This window comes from Aminobacter sp. AP02 (assembly GCF_003148805.1).
Taxonomy (GTDB): Bacteria; Pseudomonadota; Alphaproteobacteria; order Rhizobiales; family Rhizobiaceae; genus Aminobacter.
Map to the genome: position 1 here is coordinate 254,250 of NZ_QGGX01000004.1, position 17,138 is coordinate 271,387.

At 60.9% G+C, this 17,138-nt stretch carries 18 protein-coding genes; 10 read left to right on the forward strand and 8 right to left on the reverse strand.

Annotated elements, in window-relative coordinates; genetic code table 11:
* Window positions 1-103 precede the first annotated feature (103 nt).
* On the forward strand, window positions 104-589 hold the full coding sequence (locus tag C8K44_RS06880) for a DUF934 domain-containing protein (RefSeq protein WP_158282714.1): 486 nt from the start codon (window positions 104-106) through the stop codon (window positions 587-589).
* A gap of 3 nt (window positions 590-592) precedes the next feature.
* Entirely contained in the window at window positions 593-2,137 is a 1,545-nt protein-coding gene (locus C8K44_RS06885) for an MFS transporter (protein ID WP_199227034.1), read from the forward strand.
* A 7-nt stretch (window positions 2,138-2,144) separates the two neighbouring features.
* On the opposite strand, the gene dapA is transcribed toward C8K44_RS06885, so the two are convergent.
* Together dapA and C8K44_RS06895 are read right to left on the reverse strand one after the other, a co-directional pair.
* On the reverse strand, window positions 2,145-3,035 hold the full coding sequence (gene dapA / locus C8K44_RS06890) for a 4-hydroxy-tetrahydrodipicolinate synthase (RefSeq protein WP_348626321.1): 891 nt from the start codon (window positions 3,033-3,035) through the stop codon (window positions 2,145-2,147).
* A 49-nt stretch (window positions 3,036-3,084) separates the two neighbouring features.
* Entirely contained in the window at window positions 3,085-3,846 is a 762-nt protein-coding gene (locus C8K44_RS06895) for a 2-dehydro-3-deoxy-6-phosphogalactonate aldolase (RefSeq protein ID WP_245417389.1), read from the reverse strand.
* A gap of 153 nt (window positions 3,847-3,999) precedes the next feature.
* Between C8K44_RS06895 and ccoN the strand changes: the two genes are divergently transcribed.
* The 8 genes from ccoN to C8K44_RS06935 all read left to right on the forward strand — a co-directional run bounded on the left by ccoN (window position 4,000) and on the right by C8K44_RS06935 (window position 9,993).
* Window positions 4,000-5,460 carry a cytochrome-c oxidase, cbb3-type subunit I gene (ccoN, locus tag C8K44_RS06900; RefSeq protein ID WP_109575016.1) on the forward strand — a complete coding sequence of 487 codons (1,461 nt, stop codon included), beginning with the start codon at window positions 4,000-4,002 and terminating at the stop codon, window positions 5,458-5,460.
* A gap of 13 nt (window positions 5,461-5,473) precedes the next feature.
* Window positions 5,474-6,211 (forward strand): cytochrome-c oxidase, cbb3-type subunit II, encoded by a 738-nt coding sequence (ccoO, locus tag C8K44_RS06905; RefSeq protein WP_109575017.1) that lies wholly within the window; start codon window positions 5,474-5,476, stop codon window positions 6,209-6,211.
* Between the two features lie 3 nt (window positions 6,212-6,214).
* Window positions 6,215-6,373 carry a cbb3-type cytochrome c oxidase subunit 3 gene (locus tag C8K44_RS06910; protein ID WP_109575018.1) on the forward strand — a complete coding sequence of 53 codons (159 nt, stop codon included), beginning with the start codon at window positions 6,215-6,217 and terminating at the stop codon, window positions 6,371-6,373.
* Window positions 6,370-7,239 carry a cytochrome-c oxidase, cbb3-type subunit III gene (gene ccoP / locus C8K44_RS06915; protein ID WP_109575019.1) on the forward strand — a complete coding sequence of 290 codons (870 nt, stop codon included), beginning with the start codon at window positions 6,370-6,372 and terminating at the stop codon, window positions 7,237-7,239. Before C8K44_RS06910 ends, ccoP begins: the two co-directional genes overlap by 4 nt.
* Window positions 7,239-8,678, forward strand: a complete 1,440-nt coding sequence (ccoG, locus tag C8K44_RS06920; RefSeq protein WP_109575020.1) for a cytochrome c oxidase accessory protein CcoG — start codon at window positions 7,239-7,241, stop codon at window positions 8,676-8,678. The genes ccoP and ccoG overlap by 1 nt, the downstream gene beginning before the upstream one ends.
* Complete coding sequence (locus tag C8K44_RS06925) at window positions 8,675-9,175, forward strand: FixH family protein (RefSeq protein ID WP_109575021.1); 501 nt, start codon at window positions 8,675-8,677, stop codon at window positions 9,173-9,175. The genes ccoG and C8K44_RS06925 overlap by 4 nt, the downstream gene beginning before the upstream one ends.
* Before the next feature lie 236 nt (window positions 9,176-9,411).
* The gene (gene ccoS / locus C8K44_RS06930) at window positions 9,412-9,561 is read left to right on the forward strand and encodes a cbb3-type cytochrome oxidase assembly protein CcoS (RefSeq protein ID WP_109575022.1); all 150 of its coding nucleotides are present in this window, start codon (window positions 9,412-9,414) and stop codon (window positions 9,559-9,561) included.
* Between the two features lie 6 nt (window positions 9,562-9,567).
* Window positions 9,568-9,993 carry a hypothetical protein gene (locus C8K44_RS06935; RefSeq protein ID WP_109575023.1) on the forward strand — a complete coding sequence of 142 codons (426 nt, stop codon included), beginning with the start codon at window positions 9,568-9,570 and terminating at the stop codon, window positions 9,991-9,993.
* Window positions 9,994-10,144: 151 nt separating this feature from the next.
* Here the strand turns inward: C8K44_RS06935 and C8K44_RS06940 are convergent, their stop codons facing one another.
* The 6 genes from C8K44_RS06940 to exbB all read right to left on the reverse strand — a co-directional run bounded on the left by C8K44_RS06940 (window position 10,145) and on the right by exbB (window position 16,686).
* Window positions 10,145-12,385, reverse strand: a complete 2,241-nt coding sequence (locus tag C8K44_RS06940) for a TonB-dependent receptor (protein WP_245417390.1) — start codon at window positions 12,383-12,385, stop codon at window positions 10,145-10,147.
* 218 nt (window positions 12,386-12,603) lie between these two features.
* The gene (locus C8K44_RS06945) at window positions 12,604-13,566 is read right to left on the reverse strand and encodes a FecR domain-containing protein (RefSeq protein WP_109575025.1); all 963 of its coding nucleotides are present in this window, start codon (window positions 13,564-13,566) and stop codon (window positions 12,604-12,606) included.
* A 111-nt stretch (window positions 13,567-13,677) separates the two neighbouring features.
* Window positions 13,678-14,181: a sigma-70 family RNA polymerase sigma factor gene (locus tag C8K44_RS06950; RefSeq protein ID WP_109575026.1), complete on the reverse strand. Its 504-nt coding sequence runs from the start codon at window positions 14,179-14,181 to the stop codon at window positions 13,678-13,680.
* 47 nt (window positions 14,182-14,228) lie between these two features.
* A complete protein-coding gene (locus C8K44_RS06955; RefSeq protein WP_109575027.1) occupies window positions 14,229-15,131 on the reverse strand; it encodes a TonB family protein in 903 nt (300 codons plus the stop codon).
* A complete protein-coding gene (exbD, locus tag C8K44_RS06960; RefSeq protein ID WP_109575028.1) occupies window positions 15,128-15,586 on the reverse strand; it encodes a TonB system transport protein ExbD in 459 nt (152 codons plus the stop codon). Before exbD ends, C8K44_RS06955 begins: the two co-directional genes overlap by 4 nt.
* Window positions 15,587-15,597: 11 nt before the next feature.
* Window positions 15,598-16,686: a tonB-system energizer ExbB gene (gene exbB / locus C8K44_RS06965; RefSeq protein ID WP_245417404.1), complete on the reverse strand. Its 1,089-nt coding sequence runs from the start codon at window positions 16,684-16,686 to the stop codon at window positions 15,598-15,600.
* Between the last annotated feature and the right edge of the window lie 452 nt (window positions 16,687-17,138).

A 17,138-nucleotide genomic window follows, 5' to 3' on the forward strand; every position in this document is an offset into this window, starting at 1 on the left:
GGGTTCGGATTGCCGAAACCTGCAAGCCAGGCGGCTGTCCGTTGCCGCCAGAACCATCGAGGCCGGGAAGGGAAACGGCCTGGTCGCCTCAAGAAAGATGCGTATGGCGCTCATCGACAGCAATGCGAACGTGATCGAGGACACGTGGCTCTATCCGGATACGAGCCATGTGCCGGCAGGAGCGGTGAATTTCGTCATTCCGTTCGACGTTTTCACGGGTGTAGCTGCGGGATGCGCAGTCGAGCGTCCAGTGGGGGTTTTAGTAACGCCTCAAATCGCATCTGGGCAGCTCGCGCCTTATCTCGACAAGATCGACCTGGTGGTTGTGCAATTCGCAGAACCCCGTGAAATTCAAGGCCTCAGCACAGCGCAAGCGCTACGCCAGCACCATGATTTCAAGGGCGATATCCGGGCGCTTGGGAACTTGTTGCCGGATCAGCGTGAGCTGCTGGTGAAATGCGGCTTCAGCTCGATCGTCACGACAGAGAATCATCCGCCGGACCAATGGAAGGCCGCAATGCCCGGCGCAGCATTGAACGGACGGCCACCGCGGTTTGAGGAACGGGACTCCAAGAGCGCCGCGCGGTAGCTGATGACCGTGCGCCAGACCAATCCGCTTGCCGTGCTTCTCATCGCTTCCGTCGGTTGCGCGATGACGGTGCTCGATACCAACATCGTCGCCATCGTTCTGCCAACCATTGCACGGGATCTTGGCGCGTCTTTTGCAGATGTCGAATGGGTCATCAGCGCCTATGTGCTGAGTTTTGCATCGTTGCTCTTGCCGGCTGGCGCGATCGCGGACCGGTTCGGGCGGCGCACCATCTTCCTGCTTGGAATCGGCATCTTCGCGGTAACGTCGCTGCTGTGTGGCCTCGCCCCGTCCGCCCGCGCTCTGTATGTGGCTCGCGCGCTGCAAGGTGCTGGTGCCGCATTGCTTCTGGCACCGGCGCTCGCCATCATCGGTCACACCTTTCACGATGAGAAGGAACGCAACAAGGCGTGGGCGATCTGGGGTGGCATCATGGGGTTGACCATGGTGCTGGCGCCTATCCTGGGTGGCCTCATCGGTTTTCATCTCGGCTGGCGCTGGGCATTTTACGTCAACGTTCCGATCTGCATTCTGCTTGCCACTTCTGTCGCCTTGCGGGTGCCGGAATCGCGAGACCAAAAAGCTCGCCGTCTCGACCCTGCCGGAATCGTCTTTTTTTCAGGCGCGATGTTCGGGCTCACGTCCGGTCTTATCAACGGCCAGGCACATGGCTGGGAGACATGGCTGTCCACTGTCGGTTTTGTGGTCGGCGTCGTCGGCTTTGTGCTTTTCATTGCCGTAGAGACAATCCAGCAAAGACCAATGCTCGATCTGAGCCTGTTCAGATTGCCGCGTTTTGTCGGCGCTGTGCTGGCCATGTTTGCCTACGCGGCATGTGCACAGGTCATGGCGTCGCTGCTTCCACTTTATCTCCAGAATGGTCTTGGACGACCCGCCCTCGAGGCCGGCTTCGCCATGCTGCCTTTCGCCATGGCCATGCTTGTCCTTCCCCAGATAGGCCGCTGGCTTTCGCGCTTCATGTCGTCGACGCAGGTGCTAGTTTTTGGCTTGGCGATTGTTTGCCTGGGCAACGTCACGACCGGGTTTGGCGCGCTTCAGGGCCAATTGCCTTTGGTTATCGCCGGTATGATCCTACTGGGCAGTGGCGGTGGGCTGCTTAACGGCGAGACGCAAAAAGCGATCATGGGATCTGTCCCGCGCGATCGGGCGGGCATGGCGTCTGGCATCAGCACCACCTCGCGTTTTTCAGGAATACTGCTTGGCTTCGCCGTCCTGAGCGGCGTGCTGGCCACATTCGCCAGGCAGCAGCTTGAAATGGCCGCCAACGGGTCCATTGGCCTTCGCCCGAGCGATGCGCCCCGTTTTGCCGACGCGGTCATTGCCGGGGACTTGCCGCTGGCGACGAAGCTGGTTGCAATTGAGCATCAAGACGGCGCAGCACTGATCGCGCGCCAGGCCTACAGCGCGGGCTTCTCGACCGCCTTGTTTGTGGCGGCAGCGATGGCGGCAATCGCGGCCGTTTCAGTGGCAGTTCTGATGCGAAACCCTCGACGGGAGCCCCGGGTGGTCGAAGTTCATCGGCAGTGAAGCCAAATCAAGCGTGTTCTGGCTTTTCCGCCAGGGCGTTGCTTAGCGCGTCGCCGACAATGAGTTCGCTCGGGGCGGTCAATGGAACCATTGGCAATCGATAGTTTGCCTCGATCTTGCCGAGCTGCCCCAGCGCCCATTTGACCGGAATGGGGTTTGCCTCGATGAACATCGCCTCGTGCAGACGCGCAATGCGCCTGCTGAGATCGCGAACAGTGTGGAGGTCTCCCTCGTGTGCCGCCTTGCATAGGTATGCCATCAGATCGGGAATAACGTTGGCGGTAACCGAAATGTTGCCACGCGCGCCAAAGAGCATCAGTGCCGCTGCGGTCGGATCGTCACCGCTGTAAACGGCGAAATCGTCAGGGAGGCTGCGCATGAGCGAGATCCCGCGGCCGACGTCGCCCGTGGCGTCCTTCAGCGCAACAATGTTGGGGATCGTAGCCAGCCGAACCACCGTTTCATTGCTCATATCGGCAACCGTGCGGCCAGGGACGTTGTAGAGGATCACAGGAATATCGACCGCTTCGGCAATGGCCTTGAAATGCCGATACATCCCTTCCTGTGTCGGCTTGTTGTAGTAGGGAACAACCGACAGTGCTGCCGTGGCGCCCCATTTGCGTGCGTAGCCGGTCAACTCGATCGCTTCAGCAGTGGAATTGGCGCCAGTTCCAGCGATGATGGGTAGGCGGCTGCTCGCATGTTCCACAGCAACACGAATGAGCTCGCTGTGCTCCTCCATGGAAACCGTCGCCGACTCGCCTGTCGAACCCATCACGACGATGGCGTTCGTTCCCGCTCCGACATGCCAGTCGATCAGGTTGCGATAGTTGTCCCAGTCGATTGCGCCGTCAGCCAGCATCGGCGTGACGAGTGCTGGAATACTCCCAACAGGCAGTTGACGGAAGTTGGCGGACTTCTGCGATGGCATGTGCTTGGCCTTTCCTTCAGACATTGTCGTGCAGTCCGGCGCCGATGAGCGCGCCGGCCCTTACCTGGCTTGCGTCGCGCGCCCAGGCAGCTACCAGAGCGTCGGCGCGATCGCGGACCTCGGTGACGGAACGGCCAGGTGCGTATAGACCGCCGCCAGTGCCGAAGCCGCTCGCTCCTGCATCGACCCAGGCCTGCATTGAATGAGGCGCGATGCCTCCGGTCGGCAGAAGAGGGATGTCCATCGAAAAGACGGCGCGCCACGCCTTCAAGACGGCCGGCGAGATGGACTCAGCCGGAAACACCTTCAGGCCATCCGCTCCGGCCGCAATGGCCGCGAATCCTTCGGTGGGGGTCGCAACGCCCGGAAAGCACGCCAGTCCATGTTCTTTCGCGGCGCGGATCACGGCGACATCGGCATGCGGCATGACTACGATCCGACCGCCGGCATCGCTGACGCGACCTACCTGCTCGGGCGACATGACAGTACCGGCGCCGATTAGCGCATGGGTACCGAAGCGACGAACTGTGCGTTCGATGCTCTCAAACGGATCCGGCGAATTCAACGGCACCTCGATCAAGCGGAACCCGGCCTCGATCAACGTCTCCACCACGGCTTCGACTTCGGCGGGCGGAATCCAGGACATTCTGACAGAGCATCGGCGAGTTGGATGGTAGCTGGCGACGACACCGCATGGCGAGAGCTTGTCATTGTATGGCAACTTCCAATTTTGCCCATACACAAAAAACACGCATAGGCGGCTGTAATTGATGCGCATGTGACGCACAAATCGTCGCATGCGCCTAGATCTGTCTGGCCACATTCTCGTTTAGGCGGTAGATATCACCTGCAACAATGTATGGCATAAATCCATACATATTGAGCAACGATGTCTTTGTCCAGACCTGTCCGAGCGGAGCAAAAAAAGCCGATGAGCGCTGTTACAGCCGAGCCTCGGGATATCGAACAAATCCCCGGCTATAACGAGCAGATCGTCCGCTGGTTCACGCTGGCGACCGTAGTGTGGGCCATCTTCGGCTTTGCCGCGGGCCTGTTCATCGCCCTGCAGCTTGCATTTCCGAGCCTCAATTTCGGCGAATATGCAAGCTTCGGCCGCCTGCGGCCGCTGCATGTGTCAGGCGTTGTCTTCGCCTTCGCCGGCAATGCGCTGATCGCGACCTCGCTGTATGTCGTGCAGCGGACTTGCCAGACAGGCCTATGGGGCGGGCGCCAGCTCGCGATTCTGCTCTTCTTCGGCTACCAGGCATTTCTGGTCATCGCCTTCACCGGCTATCCGATGGGCATTACCCAGAGCAAGGAATATGCGGAGCCGGAATGGTATGCCGACATCCTGCTCCTGGTCGTGTGGGTTGTGTATCTGTGCATTTTCACCGGCACGCTGATCCGTCGCCGCGAACCGCACATCTACGTGGCGAACTGGTTCTACCTTGCCTTCATCATCACGGTGACGGTTCTCCACATCATCAACAACCTGTCGATGCCGGTATCCTGGGCAGGGACCAAGAGCTATTCGCAGTTCGGTGGCGTGCAGGATGCGCTGATCCAGTGGTGGTACGGCCACAACATGATCGGCTTCTTCCTGACGGCCGGCTTCATCGGCATCATGTACTACTTTGTGCCCAAGCAGGCCGGACGCCCGATCTATTCCTATCGGCTGTCCATCGTCCACTTCTGGGCGCTGATCTTCCTCTACATCTGGGCCGGGCCTCATCACCTCCACTACAGTGCATTGCCCGACTGGGCACAGACGCTTGGCGTGGCGTTCTCCATCATGCTGTGGATTCCCTCCTGGGGAGGCATGATCAACGGCATCATGACCTTGTCAGGGGCATGGGGGAAGCTGCGGACTGACCCGATCCTGCGCTTCCTCGTTGTGGCGGTCGCCTTCTACGGCATGGCGACGTTCGAGGGGCCGTTGATGTCGATCAAGTCTGTCAACGCGCTCAGCCACTACACCGACTGGACGGTCGGACACGTCCATTCCGGGGCGCTGGGATGGGTCGCCTTCATGATCTTCGGAGCGGTCTACTACCTGGTCCCCCGCCTGTGGCGCACGCAGCTATGGTCCATTCGACTGGTCGAATGGCACTTCTGGATCGCTACCATCGCGATCGTCCTCTACATCACCTCAATGTGGGTCGCGGGCATTGCCCAAGGGTTGATGTGGCGCGCCTACGACCAGTTCGGCTTCCTTCAATATTCCTTCGCCGACAGCGTCGCCATGCTGCACCCCTACTACCTCGTCCGCGCGCTCGGAGGCGCCCTTTATCTCCTGGGCGGGCTGCTCATGGCCTTCAATGTCTTGATGACGATCCTGCGCTCGCAAAACCAAACGCGTGCTGGCGCACTTCTGCCAGCCACCCAGCACTAAGGAGCGCGCAGCTATGGCTTCCCAGAACAAGCCCTTGGGGCACGCGATCATCGAACGGTCCACGACCTTGCTGTTCGTCCTGACCTTCCTCGTGATTGCCATCGGCGGGCTGGTCGAAGTGGTTCCGCTGTTTCGGCTCGAGGAAACCATCACGCCGGTGAAGGGTGTTCGGCCCTACACGCCGCTCGAGCAACTTGGGCGCAACATCTACACGCGAGAGGGCTGCTACACCTGCCACAGCCAGCAGGTTCGACCCTTCCGTGACGAAGTCGAGCGCTACGGCCACTACTCGATCGCAGCCGAAAGCATGTACGATCACCCATTCCTGTGGGGATCGAAGCGCACCGGGCCGGATCTTGCTCGTGTCGGCGGCAAATATTCGAACGCCTGGCATGTCGCCCACATGGTCAATCCGCGTGACGTCGTGCCGGTGTCGATCATGCCGGCCTATCCCTTCCTGCTCAACAAGGAACTCGCTTTCGACGACGTCTCGGACCATCTGCGGGCACTGCGCGATGTTGGCGTCCCTTACTCAGGGCCGATGATCCTCGACGCGCCCGCCGATGTCCGCGCGCAGGCCTCAGGGGAAAATGCAGACCCACTGCTTGCCAGGTATCCCGGCGCCAAGGTTGGCGATTTCGATGGCCAGCCAGAGCGGATCACCGAAATGGATGCCCTTGTCGCGTATCTCCAAGTGCTGGGAACCATGGTCGATTTCTCCGATGTCCGTTTGGACGAGGTCAGGGAGTAGGCCATGTCGCAAACCGCAATCAGCTTGTTCCTCAATGGTTGGCTCGTCATCGCCACCATCTTGTTCACCGTCATCTTGTGGTGGGCTTACCGCCGCTCGGCCCGAGACCAGATGGATCGCAATGCCCGCATTCCCTTCGATGTCGAAGGAGATGGACAATGAGCGCCCCCGAACGCGACCCGCTCACCGGTCAGCTCACGACCGGCCATGAATGGGATGGAATCAAGGAACTCCGGACCCCCATTCCAAACTGGTGGATCGTCACCTTCGTCGTAACCTGGGTGTTCGCCATCGGATACCTTGTCTTGTTTCCGTCGTTTGCGACAACGCGCGACTTTGCACCCGGGGTGCTCGGTTGGTCGAGCAGCGGCCAGCTCAAAAAGGCGATCAATGCAGCCGGTGACGCACAAGCGGCATGGCGAACGCAACTGCAAGAAACGCCGCTCGACAAGATCGAAGCCGACGATCAGCTCAGGCGGTTCGCGGTAGCCGGCGGCCTGGCTGCCTTCAACGAAAATTGCGCGGCGTGTCACGGTGTCGGTGCGGGAGGGCAGATCGGCCAATTCCCGGCCCTGGTCGACGATGACTGGCTGTGGGGCGGAACGATCGCCGACATCTACCAGACCATTCAGCATGGCGTCCGCGACGCGAACCCGGATTCTCGCCAGAGCGAAATGCCGGCCTTCGCCGATATCTTGTCGGCCGAAGAAATCGCTGCGACTACCGAATTCGTGTTGAGTCTGGCGCAAGACTCGCAGCGCCAGACCCGTTCAGACCTGCCGGGCGCAGCGATCTTTGCCGAAAACTGCGCGTCCTGTCATGGCGATCAAGGCCAAGGCAATCCCGAGTTGGGTGCACCAAAGCTCAATGACGCGATCTGGCTCTATGGCGGCAGCAAGGATGCCATCGCCCAGCAGATCGCTGCCCCGCGTATGGGCGAAATGCCCTCCTGGGGACAAAGGCTCGACGATGTCACAGTCCGGATGCTCGCGGTCTACGTCCACACCTTGGGTGGGGGAGAACGCTGATGACGACCACGATCGCGATCGACAGAAGAACGGTTACCCGCCTGTCCCTGCCGCAAAAGGTCAGGGGCCGCTACCGGGCCATCAAGACAACGGTTGCCGCGATCCTGCTGACGTTGTTTTTCGCCACGCCTTGGCTACGCTGGGATCGCGGCGCGCACCTTCCCGATCAGGCTGTGTTGTTCGATCTCAGTGGCCGCAGGCTCTTCATCTTCGGCCTGGAATTCTGGCCCCAAGATCTTCCGATCGCCGTCGGCGCGCTCATCCTGGGCGCGTTCGGCCTGTTTTATGCAACCACCCTTGCTGGCCGCGTCTGGTGCGGCTTCACGTGCCCACAAACTGTTTGGACCGACCTCTTTTACGGGGTCGATCGCCTCTGCGAACGCCTTGTCGGTCGCGGCAGCATCAAATCAAAGGTGCTGCGCAACGTTATCTGGATAGCCGTCGCGGTTCTGACCGGCTTCGGCTTTGCTGCCTACTTCAACGACGCGATCACTTTTCCGATCGCGCTTGTGACCGGCGCCGCTCCGATTGGAGCCTATGTCACCATCGGCGTCCTGACACTCACGACATGGTTGCTGGCTGGCTATGCACGCGAGCGCGTCTGCCTGCATATGTGCCCATGGCCCCGCTTCCAGGCAGCCTTGCTCGACCGCGACAGCCTCGTGGTAACCTACCAAAAATGGCGCGGAGAGCCGCGCGGCAAGAAGAAGGCCCCGATCCGCACCGACTTGCTTGGCCTTTCATCGCTCGTTCGGGAAGCAGCGGCGTTTGATGACGGACGCGGCGACTGCATCGATTGCTATCGCTGTGTCAGTGTCTGCCCGACGGGCGTCGACATTCGCGAAGGCCTGCAGATGGGCTGTATCGGATGCGGGCTTTGCATCGATGCCTGCGACGAGATCATGACCAAGGTCGACAGACCTAAGGGGCTGATCCGCTTCGATGTCGAGGGCTCGGAAACGCGACGCGGCATCAAGCAGCCGGGGTTGAACCTCCTGCGTCCGAAGTCGATCCTCTACGCTTTGCTCTGCCTCCTCGCGCTCGGCGGGATGGCCTATGGCATCACGTCGATGGACAACGTGATGGTCGAGGTCGAGCCTCAGCGCAATCCGCCGTTCATCCAGCTCTCCGACGGCGCGGTCCGTAACGACTACACGTTGCGGCTGGCCCATCGCCTCGGCGCGTTCGACGGCGTCAGGATATCGAGCAGCGGCATTCCGGGCGCGGTGCTGAGGCTGGGTTCTACCGACGATGCCGGCATGCCTCATATCGACGCGACTGTCGGTGAAACCAGGCAGATCAGCGACAGGCTTTTTGTCGTCGTGCCTGCTGGGCAAATTCCGGCTGGCCGCGCCGCCTTCCGCATCATCTTCTCTGATCCACTAAGCGGCACCGAGCTTGCAACGGTCGACACCTATTTCTGGGGGCCGGACCAATGACATCGCAACCGCCGGCACCAAAGCCACGCAAGGACCTGTGGATTCCGGCGATCTTCATCGGCTTCTTCGTTTTCCTGGCAGGTGTTGAAGCATGGTTCGTGACCATCGCCCACACCACCTTCAGCGGTGTAGTCACCGACAATGCCTATTCCATCGGCCTTGCCTATGACGACGTTCTGGCCCAGCGCGAGGCCGAGAGGCGATTGGGGTGGTCGTCTTCGTTGCAATTCGATCGCGGCGATGGCCTTTCCGGTCGGCTCACCCTTGTTGCGCGAGATGCACTGGGCCAACCGCTGGCGGGGCTGGCGGTACATGCGACCGCTGAGCGTATGACGCGATTTCCCCAAGTCCTGCCAGTAGCATTCAGCGAGATTTCTCCCGGTCGATACGCCGCACCGCTGGCCGTGCCGCTGGCTGGTCGATGGTTCATCCGCACTAAACTCGAAAAAGACGGCGCCGCCACCTTGAGTATCAACGAGGTCGACATAGACCCATGACGCGGGCGCACGCACTCCAGGCCGATCCAGAGCCGGTCTCGTCTTCGGCTTCGGTGCTCACAGCCTTCGTCGAATCCGATGTTGGAGGGCACCGTCTGAGTCATCTGGTCGACGGCGTCCATTGCGCCGCTGGGCCACGCAACCCCGATGATCGCGCCGTAGCAATGTCCGCAAGCTCGATGGTGGTAACACTTACTGCGTTGCGCGCGCGACCGCCAAAGGACAGGGCCGTCTGAATGGGTCCACTCTTGTTTCTCATACCGATAGCACTCGCCCTCGGCACCCTTGGTCTCGCCGCGTTCCTCTGGACCCTGTGGAACGGCCAATGCGAGGACCTCGACGGCGCTGCTGAACGCATTTTTCTCGATGATGACCTTCCGGAGTAACGAACCATGACCACAGGAAACACCAACGATGACAGGAACAAGCGTGTTGCTTTCGCCCTTTTCCTGACAACGATCATTGCGCCGATTTTCGGCTGGCTCTACGCCGGCGGATGGGGCGCCGTTTTGGCGTTCGTCGCGTGGGTGGTCTGCGTGACCCTCCCACGCACGACGGGCGTGCGCCTGTCGAAATTTCTCCACGGCTTCGTCTCTGCCGATCAGTTGCCACTGACCATGGTCAACATCACCTTGGCGATCCTGGTTGGTTCGATGGCATTTGGCGTCGATGTTGCATTTTACGCAGCCATGATCGGAGTGCCGATTGTCGTGCTTACACTGATGGTCATCGCCCTTGACCCCGGTCCATATCCTGAGTCCGAGTTCGTCCCGGTGCCTGTCGATCCCAAAAAGCTGGCCGACAACGCCCGTCAATGACCCGCCAGTCCTAGAGCCGGCCGACTTGAATGCGGCCGGGTGCCGCCTGCTTCGCTTGCAGGCGGGCCCTGGGTTCCGGCGAGGTTTTGCCGGACAGCCGGAAGAAGGCCGCAGCCTGTTTCGACGTCGGACGGCCGCATGGCCCCGCTCATCAGAATTTTGCTGTTGCGCTCAGGCGAAACGAACGGCCGGGCTCCAGCAGTGGCTTGACATTGACGAACTCCTGGCCGTAGGTCGCCCTGTTGGCGTAGGTTTCATCAAACAGGTTCCTCACCTCGCCGCGGAAGGTGAGGTCGGGGTTGGACTGTGGCTGATACTCGACGAAGGCATTGACCACCTCATAGCCCTTTAGCGGAGGCGTTCCGGCGGCGACCTTGTCGTATTGGAGCGCGATCTCGACGTCTCCGCCAACGGTCACGCCCCAATCGTCGAAGCGATGCGTAGCTGCCAGGGTGATGATCTGGCCAACCGGGGTTGCTAGGTATGTACCGATGTCGGAATCGGCAGGCTTGCCGTCGATGGTGACGTCGATGTCGGCATATTTGACGCTGAAACTGCCTGCACCCCAATCATAGCTGCCACCGATCTCGAAGCCCTGCGAGCGCACATCATGCACCTCGATAGCTTTTGCTAGGGCATACCGGGCGGTGCGGGCATTGTAGATGTCGGTGCGGAAGATGTTGCCCTCAAGCGAAAAGCCCTGATAGGTGGCGACGAGACCAGCAGTGGCGTTGTCCGCCGTGACGGCCTTTGGTCCGGCGCCATAGTTCCAGTTTGGGTTGAAGATGAAGTTCTCGCCCAATGGCACACCAGCCCAGACGTGCGAGTATCCAGCCTTGGCTGTCAGAAAGTCCGGCACGAGGTCGTACTCGCCGGAGGCGTTGCCGCTCACGCCGGCATTCGTCCATTTCTGGCCGGTGGTTCCTTCGAACCATTGGTTATCGCCGCGCGCGCCGAATGAAAGCCGCGTCCGCTCCCAGGGTTCGATACGTGCCTGGGCGAAGAGACCGACATTGCTCGCGTGTTCGGTCGCAGGTTCGTATTTGTCGTCGAGTGCTGCATCGTCTTTGTAGAAGTCAAAACCGGCAGTGATGCTGCCCATGTCCAGGGCGAAGCGGTTTTCGGCCTTGCCGTTGAAGCTTTCCGTTGTGCCAATGCCGGGGTAGGGGGAAGCTGCCTTCGGGAACACCAGCGTTTCGACTTTGCTGCGGGTGTAAGCAATGACGATCTTCGGATCCCACCAACCTTCCGGCGATGTGTCGGTGTAGGTGAACACCGTATTGCTGCGGTCGAGCGTGTAGTCGCGTATCAGCGGCTCCCACGGCTTGGGATTGGTAATCGAACCCATGTTCGCGCGGAAAGGCCGAGGGGCGTCGTCGCGCAGCTGTTCGTGGCTCAGCTCAAAGCGATTTCCATTTTCTGCCTGGTAGGCGATCTTGCCGAGCCCGCTGAGTAGATTGGCGCTGGTGCCGTCCATGACCTGCCCGTTGCCGGCGGTGTAGTTGTCACCCTCGGAAAAATTCAGATAGGCGAGATATTCGAAGCCATCCTGCACACCATAGAGCGACAGGCCGGTCGTGTGTGTGTTGGAGTTGAAATCAAAGGTTCCGGTAACCAGGCCGCCGAAGCTCTTGCCGGGATCGAGCAGGTCGCGTGCATCCTTGGTCTCGTATTCGATGGCGCCGCCAAGAGCACCGGGACCTGCATCTGCGGGCGCGACGCCGGCGTCAACGCTGACCGCCTTGAGCAAGGCGGGATCGATCAGGTTGGTTGCGTTGTGATGGAAGACCTTGTTGTTTTGCCGTGCGCCATCGACCGTAACCGCAAGGTTGGTCTCTTCTATGCCCTGAACATAAACCTTCTGCGACATGGGTACTGAACTGCCAACGGAGATTTTGGGTTCGTCGGCAAAAACTTCCTGGAGGTCTGCTGGCCTCCAGCGTTCGAGGTCCTGTGCCGTGATCTCAACGTGGTTGACGCTGTCGCTGGCGCGCTGGGCCGTCACTTCGATCGTCGCCAACACATGCGGCCCTGTCGGGGATGCTCCGCTGGGCACGGCGGACGCGGCCGTTGCCGCCGACTGGATGGAAACCGTATTGGGACCGGTGAATCTGTAGGTTATGCCGCTTTCGGCAAGCAGGCGTGCCAATGCCTGTTCCGACGAGATGGTTCCAGTCACGGCCGGAGCCAAGGCGTTGCCAATATCGGAAGTTGCAAAGGCGATCTGCAGGTTGGTTTGTTCTGCGAGTTGCCTTAGCGAGCGCCCCAGCGGTTGCGCCGGCAGATTGATGGTGTGGAGTCGCGGTGCCGCCTGCGCATGAGCTTGGCTTTGGGGTGCAACGAAGATCGCCGAGCTGGCGCCGAGTGTTGTGCCGATGAGAAGTTTCGCCAACAGCCGGTGCGATGCCAATCTGTAAAGTTCTCTGCCAATTCCGGCCATCTTCAGTCCCCAAAGCTGGCGCCAACAACGAACGCCTTCGATGGTTTGACGCGCGACAGCGGCCGGCGCCTAAGGACCTGTTTTCATTTTCCTGAAGAATATGCCGGAGAGACGTTAGGCTAGAACATGAACATGAAAAGTCCCGATCCGGGTTTTACCGGAATGGGGTCTCAGGAGATCACGATGACGAAGCCCGGGACAAGGCGCACCGACAGCCCTTGCGTATGGGCAAGAGCTTCGATTGCAGCATGAGCATCACGGGTCTGAAACACCGCGCTGACCGGGCTTTCGTCATGGGCATCGGTTGTCATGACGAGGCGTTCGGGGACGTAGCGTGCGAGCTCACGAACGGCGCTGCCGAAAGCCTTGCCTTGGAAAACCACGCGCCCGGTGCGCCAGGCAAGCTCGGTATCGAGGTCGACCCCGGTCACGGGCAACGGCGCGCTTGCGCTGCCGTAAGATGTCTGCTGGCCAGCCGACAGCAAAACGTCGTTCGGCGAATCACTGCCATTGTCTTTGGCAACTGTAACAGCACCGTCGACCACGGTCACCGTGACCTTGTCGGCGTCGGAGCGAACGGCATAGACAGCGAAATCCGAATCGCTGCGGCCACCAAGCGCGACGACCCGGAAAGGCTTTTCTGCAACGGGCTTCACGGACAATTCGACCTCGCCGTGGATGAGGTTCACCACTCGCAAGTCGGAACGGAAGTCCACTGCGACGCTGCTGTTGGTATTGAGAAACATTGTCGAGCCATCGGGCAAGGTGGCTTGCATCTGCTCGCCCGAGCCCGTGACAAAATCGGAGCGCATCCAGGTGACTAGACGCGGAGCGACAATGGCAGCAGCCGAAGCGGCCGCAGCCGAGCCTACAAGAAATGTGCGGCGGCTGACGAGACGGCGGCGCACTAGAGCAGGTGTTGCGCTGGGCGGATGTTCACTACTCATCCCTTGGAGCAGCTGCCAGAGTTGCTGCTCGCGGGCGAACGCCCGATGGTGCTCCGGCGACTGGGCGCGCCAGGCCTTGAAGCGGTCGAACTCCTCACGGCCGACGTCGCCGGCAGTCAGCCGCACGATCCAGTCACGCGCGTCGAGCGCTATCTTGCGGTCGATCTCCGATCGTTCTTTGCCCATCGCCTGTCACGCAGAAGGTGCCCGCGCCGGGCACATCACAAGTTACCTACCATAGACATGCGAGACGGCACCACGCCTAAGCTTCGTGGCGAAATAAATCTCGTTTCAAGTTCAGTCTATATTGTCGCGAAGCTCGGCGAGGCGTTCGACTACACGCCGGATATGGTAGTAGACAGCTTCGTCGGAGATACCGAGCCGCCGGGCTATCTCGCGGTGCGAAATGCCTCCGAGGCGATTCATCAGGAAGATTCGCCGGCTCTTTTCGGGCATGGTCTGCAACGCCGCCTCGACAGCCCGGAGCATGTCGCGGCCCATCTCAACGCGTTCAGGCGATATTTCGTCAACCGATTGCCACAAGAGTTCATTGACCTCGGCATCGAGCTCGCTGCGTCGGTTTTGCTTACGCAAGTGCCCGATGGCCGCATTCTTGGCTGCTCGCATGACAAAACTCGCGTGGTTTTCGATGGCCTCGTCATTGCGGACCTTGGACATCCTTATCCATGTGTCCTGGACGATGTCCTCGGCGGTTGCGCGGCAGCCGACCCGCCCGCGGATCAGCGCTTCAATTCGCGGGCGCAGTGCGGCAAAGCTGGAAAGCAGCCGGGTGAGTTCCATTATTGGTTCTTTGCGGCACGAGATGGATTGGTGGCCAGCGCGGCGGCTCAGCGGATTTCGAAGGTGATAGGAGCGGTCAGGTACAAGGGCGCTGACGGCGGGGGTGTTGGTATCGGCGAAGCCCTGCGCACCATGTTGAGTGCGATTTGATCAAGCTTCGGGTTACCTGAAGAGGAGGTAACAGCGGCCGAGAGGATATCGCCGGAGGCAGTGAAAGTGAAACGCACGTTGACCGAACCGTTGCCAGTCGCACGACCCTTGTGCCTGGCAATCCGACTGAAGACTTTTGACAACCATTGAGCCTGCGACATCGCCTTGCCGCCGCCTTGGCCGGCAGCTGGTGCGCGGGTGGTTTCGCTCTTTTGAGCCGATTTCTGGGACGCAGCGCTATTGGCAGATTGCTTCTTTTCGACCTTGGCCTGCTTGACCGGCTCCGGCTTCTTTTCGATCTTCTTTTTCTTAGGCACCGGCTTGGCGACAGGCTCGGGCTCTTCGAACTCCGGTCGCGGTTGGGGCATGGCCATTGCCACTTCCGGCAGCGGCGCCTCGACGAGATCCGGCACGACCTCTTCGACGGGCTCGCTCTCCGCGATTTCTTGCACCGGCTCGGGAACTTCCTGGGCGATTTCCTCGACAGGCGTCGTTTCCGGCTCGACCGCATCGGGCGTGACGGTTTCCGTTGGCTCGACGCTTTCTGCGGCCTGAGCGTCGACGAGATCCGCAGTCTCTTGCGGCACCGCCTCCGGGGCGAGTGCCATCGGTGCTAGGTCGATCATCACCGCAGTCTGCCCCTGCGGCTCGTCCATCATCATTGTCACGGGTTGCTGATGCAGGTACCAGGCGCCGGCCATGTGCGCGGAAACGATGACCGCCGCTGCCGCCGACCAGAGCACGGCCTCGCGGCGGTTGACGCCTCCGAAGCTGAAATCGTCATGCGTTGCCATGCTCATTGCGGCTGGCCCGTTGTTGGCGCGGCTGCTGTCGGCACGGCCTCGAGCCCGACCAGGGCTATCTTGAGGTAGCCGGCACCGCGCATCAGGTTCATGACTTCCATCAGCTCGCCATAATCGACGCCGCGGTCGGCGCGCAGGAAGATGCGGCTCTGCTTGTCGCCTTTGGCCCGCAGGTCCAGCTCCTGCTGGAACGACGGACGGGCAACGGTATCCTGGCCGATGGCGAGGCTGAGATCGTCCTTCAACGTAACGTAAAGTGGCTCTTGGGGGCGGGGCGAAGGGGTCGCCGTCGATGCCGGCAGGTCGACATTGACGTCGACCGTCGCCAGCGGCGCGGCAACCATGAAGATGATCAACAACACCAGCATGACGTCGATGAACGGCGTCACGTTGATTTCGTGGTTTTCCTGGAGGTCATCCTCGTCAGGCGATTGTCTGATCCCGCCAGCCATGGCCCGGTCTCCTAGACAGCTGCAGCGGGGGCGAGGCGCCCGTTGGCACGCACTGCCTCATGAGCCGGGTGCGGACGTTCGCTACGCGACGTCTGGCGGTCGAGGTCGCGGCTGACAAGACGCTGCACGCCCGCTGCCGCGTCTCCAAGTCCCTGGCGATAGCTGGTGATGGAACGGGCAAAGACGTTGTAGATGACAACGGCGGGAATGGCAGCGATCAGGCCGACGGCGGTTGCCAGCAGCGCTTCGGCGATGCCCGGTGCCACAACCGCAAGATTGGTGGTTTGGGACTCCGAGATGCCGATGAACGAGTTCATGATGCCCCAGACTGTGCCAAACAGGCCGACGAACGGAGCCGTCGAGCCGATCGTCGCGAGCACTCCGGTGCCACGGCTGAGGCGGCGGCCGGCCTGGGCCTGGATGCGCACCAGCCGTGACTCGACTCGCTCCTTGATGCCCGAGGCGTCGCCATGGCCGAATTCGTGGCCCGACATCTCCATCTCTTCGACCGCGGCGCGGACCAGCACGTTACCGATGCCTGCTTTATCGCCGAGCGCTTGTGCGGCATCGTCAAGCCTGCGGGCATGGAGAATGCCGCGCAGCGCCTTTTTCAGCCGCGCCTTGCTGGCAGCAATCTCGAGCGACTTGGCCAGCCATACCGTCCATGTCACCAGGGAAGCGATGGCCAGGCCGATCATCACTGCCTTGACCACCCAGTCGGCTGCCATGAACATGCCCCATGGCGACAAATCGTGCGGCAGCGTACTTGCCGGAAGGTCTGGCGCCGGGGCGACAGTGGTGTCGACCGGGGCAGCCGAGCCGGCGTTGCCGGAACCTTCAACGGCAGGCGCTTCTGGGCCAGCATTGCCAACGGGGAAAGGGGCGGCGCTTGTGTCGTTCACAGCCGCGGGCGCCGCGTCAGGGCCCGAGGGCTCAGCCTGAATTCGCGGCTGCGTCGCCTCGCTGCCTGGCACTACTGCTGGTTGGCTGTCAACATTCTGGCCAGGCGCTGCGACTGGAGCTTCGGCATTTGCCGGTGCGGATTGCTGCGCAAGTGCCGCACCTGCATTCAAAGCAAGGCACAGTACCAGGCCAACGATACCCGTATACCGGCGCAGGGCCCTTGACTTGACAGTCTTTCCGGGAGTCCCGAGTGCCCAGTTGTCCTGCATATCCCACGTCTCCGACAGTGAACCGAGGTGGTGCGAGGCGACCGTCACTGGCCTTCGCGTCACCTGGCTCTTCCAATGAGCCGGCCTCTAACATTCTTGAGTATGATAATCAAGAATTCAGAATCGAATGTGTTGCACGTCAGCGCGCCTGACTTTGCCGGTTCCTCTACCTTCCGGCCGAACTCGGTTGTCTCTATGTTTCGGAGGGCCGATTCTCGACGCGGCACATTGCGGCGGCACCTGAAGCGCATGCCTTGCATTGGCGCATGTTCACGGCTGCGCTCGACGCATTTGGATTGAACAATGCAGCGCAGGTGCATGGTCGGAGGTTCGGAAGCAGCGTTCGCCGCGTGCACAGGATGGTCTTGATTTGGTTATGT

Bases quoted from the DNA above. Each gene is read 5' to 3' on its own strand.
- C8K44_RS06880 (WP_158282714.1), top strand. From the start codon at position 104: ATGGCGCTCATCGACAGCAATGCGAACGTGATCGAGGACACGTGGCTC.
- C8K44_RS06885 (WP_199227034.1), top strand. From the start codon at position 593: ATGACCGTGCGCCAGACCAATCCGCTTGCCGTGCTTCTCATCGCTTCC.
- C8K44_RS06895 (WP_245417389.1), bottom strand. From the start codon at position 3,846: ATGCGCATCAATTACAGCCGCCTATGCGTGTTTTTTGTGTATGGGCAA.
- ccoN (WP_109575016.1), top strand. From the start codon at position 4,000: ATGAGCGCTGTTACAGCCGAGCCTCGGGATATCGAACAAATCCCCGGC.
- ccoO (WP_109575017.1), top strand. From the start codon at position 5,474: ATGGCTTCCCAGAACAAGCCCTTGGGGCACGCGATCATCGAACGGTCC.
- C8K44_RS06910 (WP_109575018.1), top strand. From the start codon at position 6,215: ATGTCGCAAACCGCAATCAGCTTGTTCCTCAATGGTTGGCTCGTCATC.
- ccoP (WP_109575019.1), top strand. From the start codon at position 6,370: ATGAGCGCCCCCGAACGCGACCCGCTCACCGGTCAGCTCACGACCGGC.
- ccoG (WP_109575020.1), top strand. From the start codon at position 7,239: ATGACGACCACGATCGCGATCGACAGAAGAACGGTTACCCGCCTGTCC.
- C8K44_RS06925 (WP_109575021.1), top strand. From the start codon at position 8,675: ATGACATCGCAACCGCCGGCACCAAAGCCACGCAAGGACCTGTGGATT.
- ccoS (WP_109575022.1), top strand. From the start codon at position 9,412: ATGGGTCCACTCTTGTTTCTCATACCGATAGCACTCGCCCTCGGCACC.
- C8K44_RS06935 (WP_109575023.1), top strand. From the start codon at position 9,568: ATGACCACAGGAAACACCAACGATGACAGGAACAAGCGTGTTGCTTTC.
- C8K44_RS06945 (WP_109575025.1), bottom strand. From the start codon at position 13,566: ATGGGCAAAGAACGATCGGAGATCGACCGCAAGATAGCGCTCGACGCG.
- C8K44_RS06950 (WP_109575026.1), bottom strand. From the start codon at position 14,181: ATGGAACTCACCCGGCTGCTTTCCAGCTTTGCCGCACTGCGCCCGCGA.
- C8K44_RS06955 (WP_109575027.1), bottom strand. From the start codon at position 15,131: ATGAGCATGGCAACGCATGACGATTTCAGCTTCGGAGGCGTCAACCGC.
- exbD (WP_109575028.1), bottom strand. From the start codon at position 15,586: ATGGCTGGCGGGATCAGACAATCGCCTGACGAGGATGACCTCCAGGAA.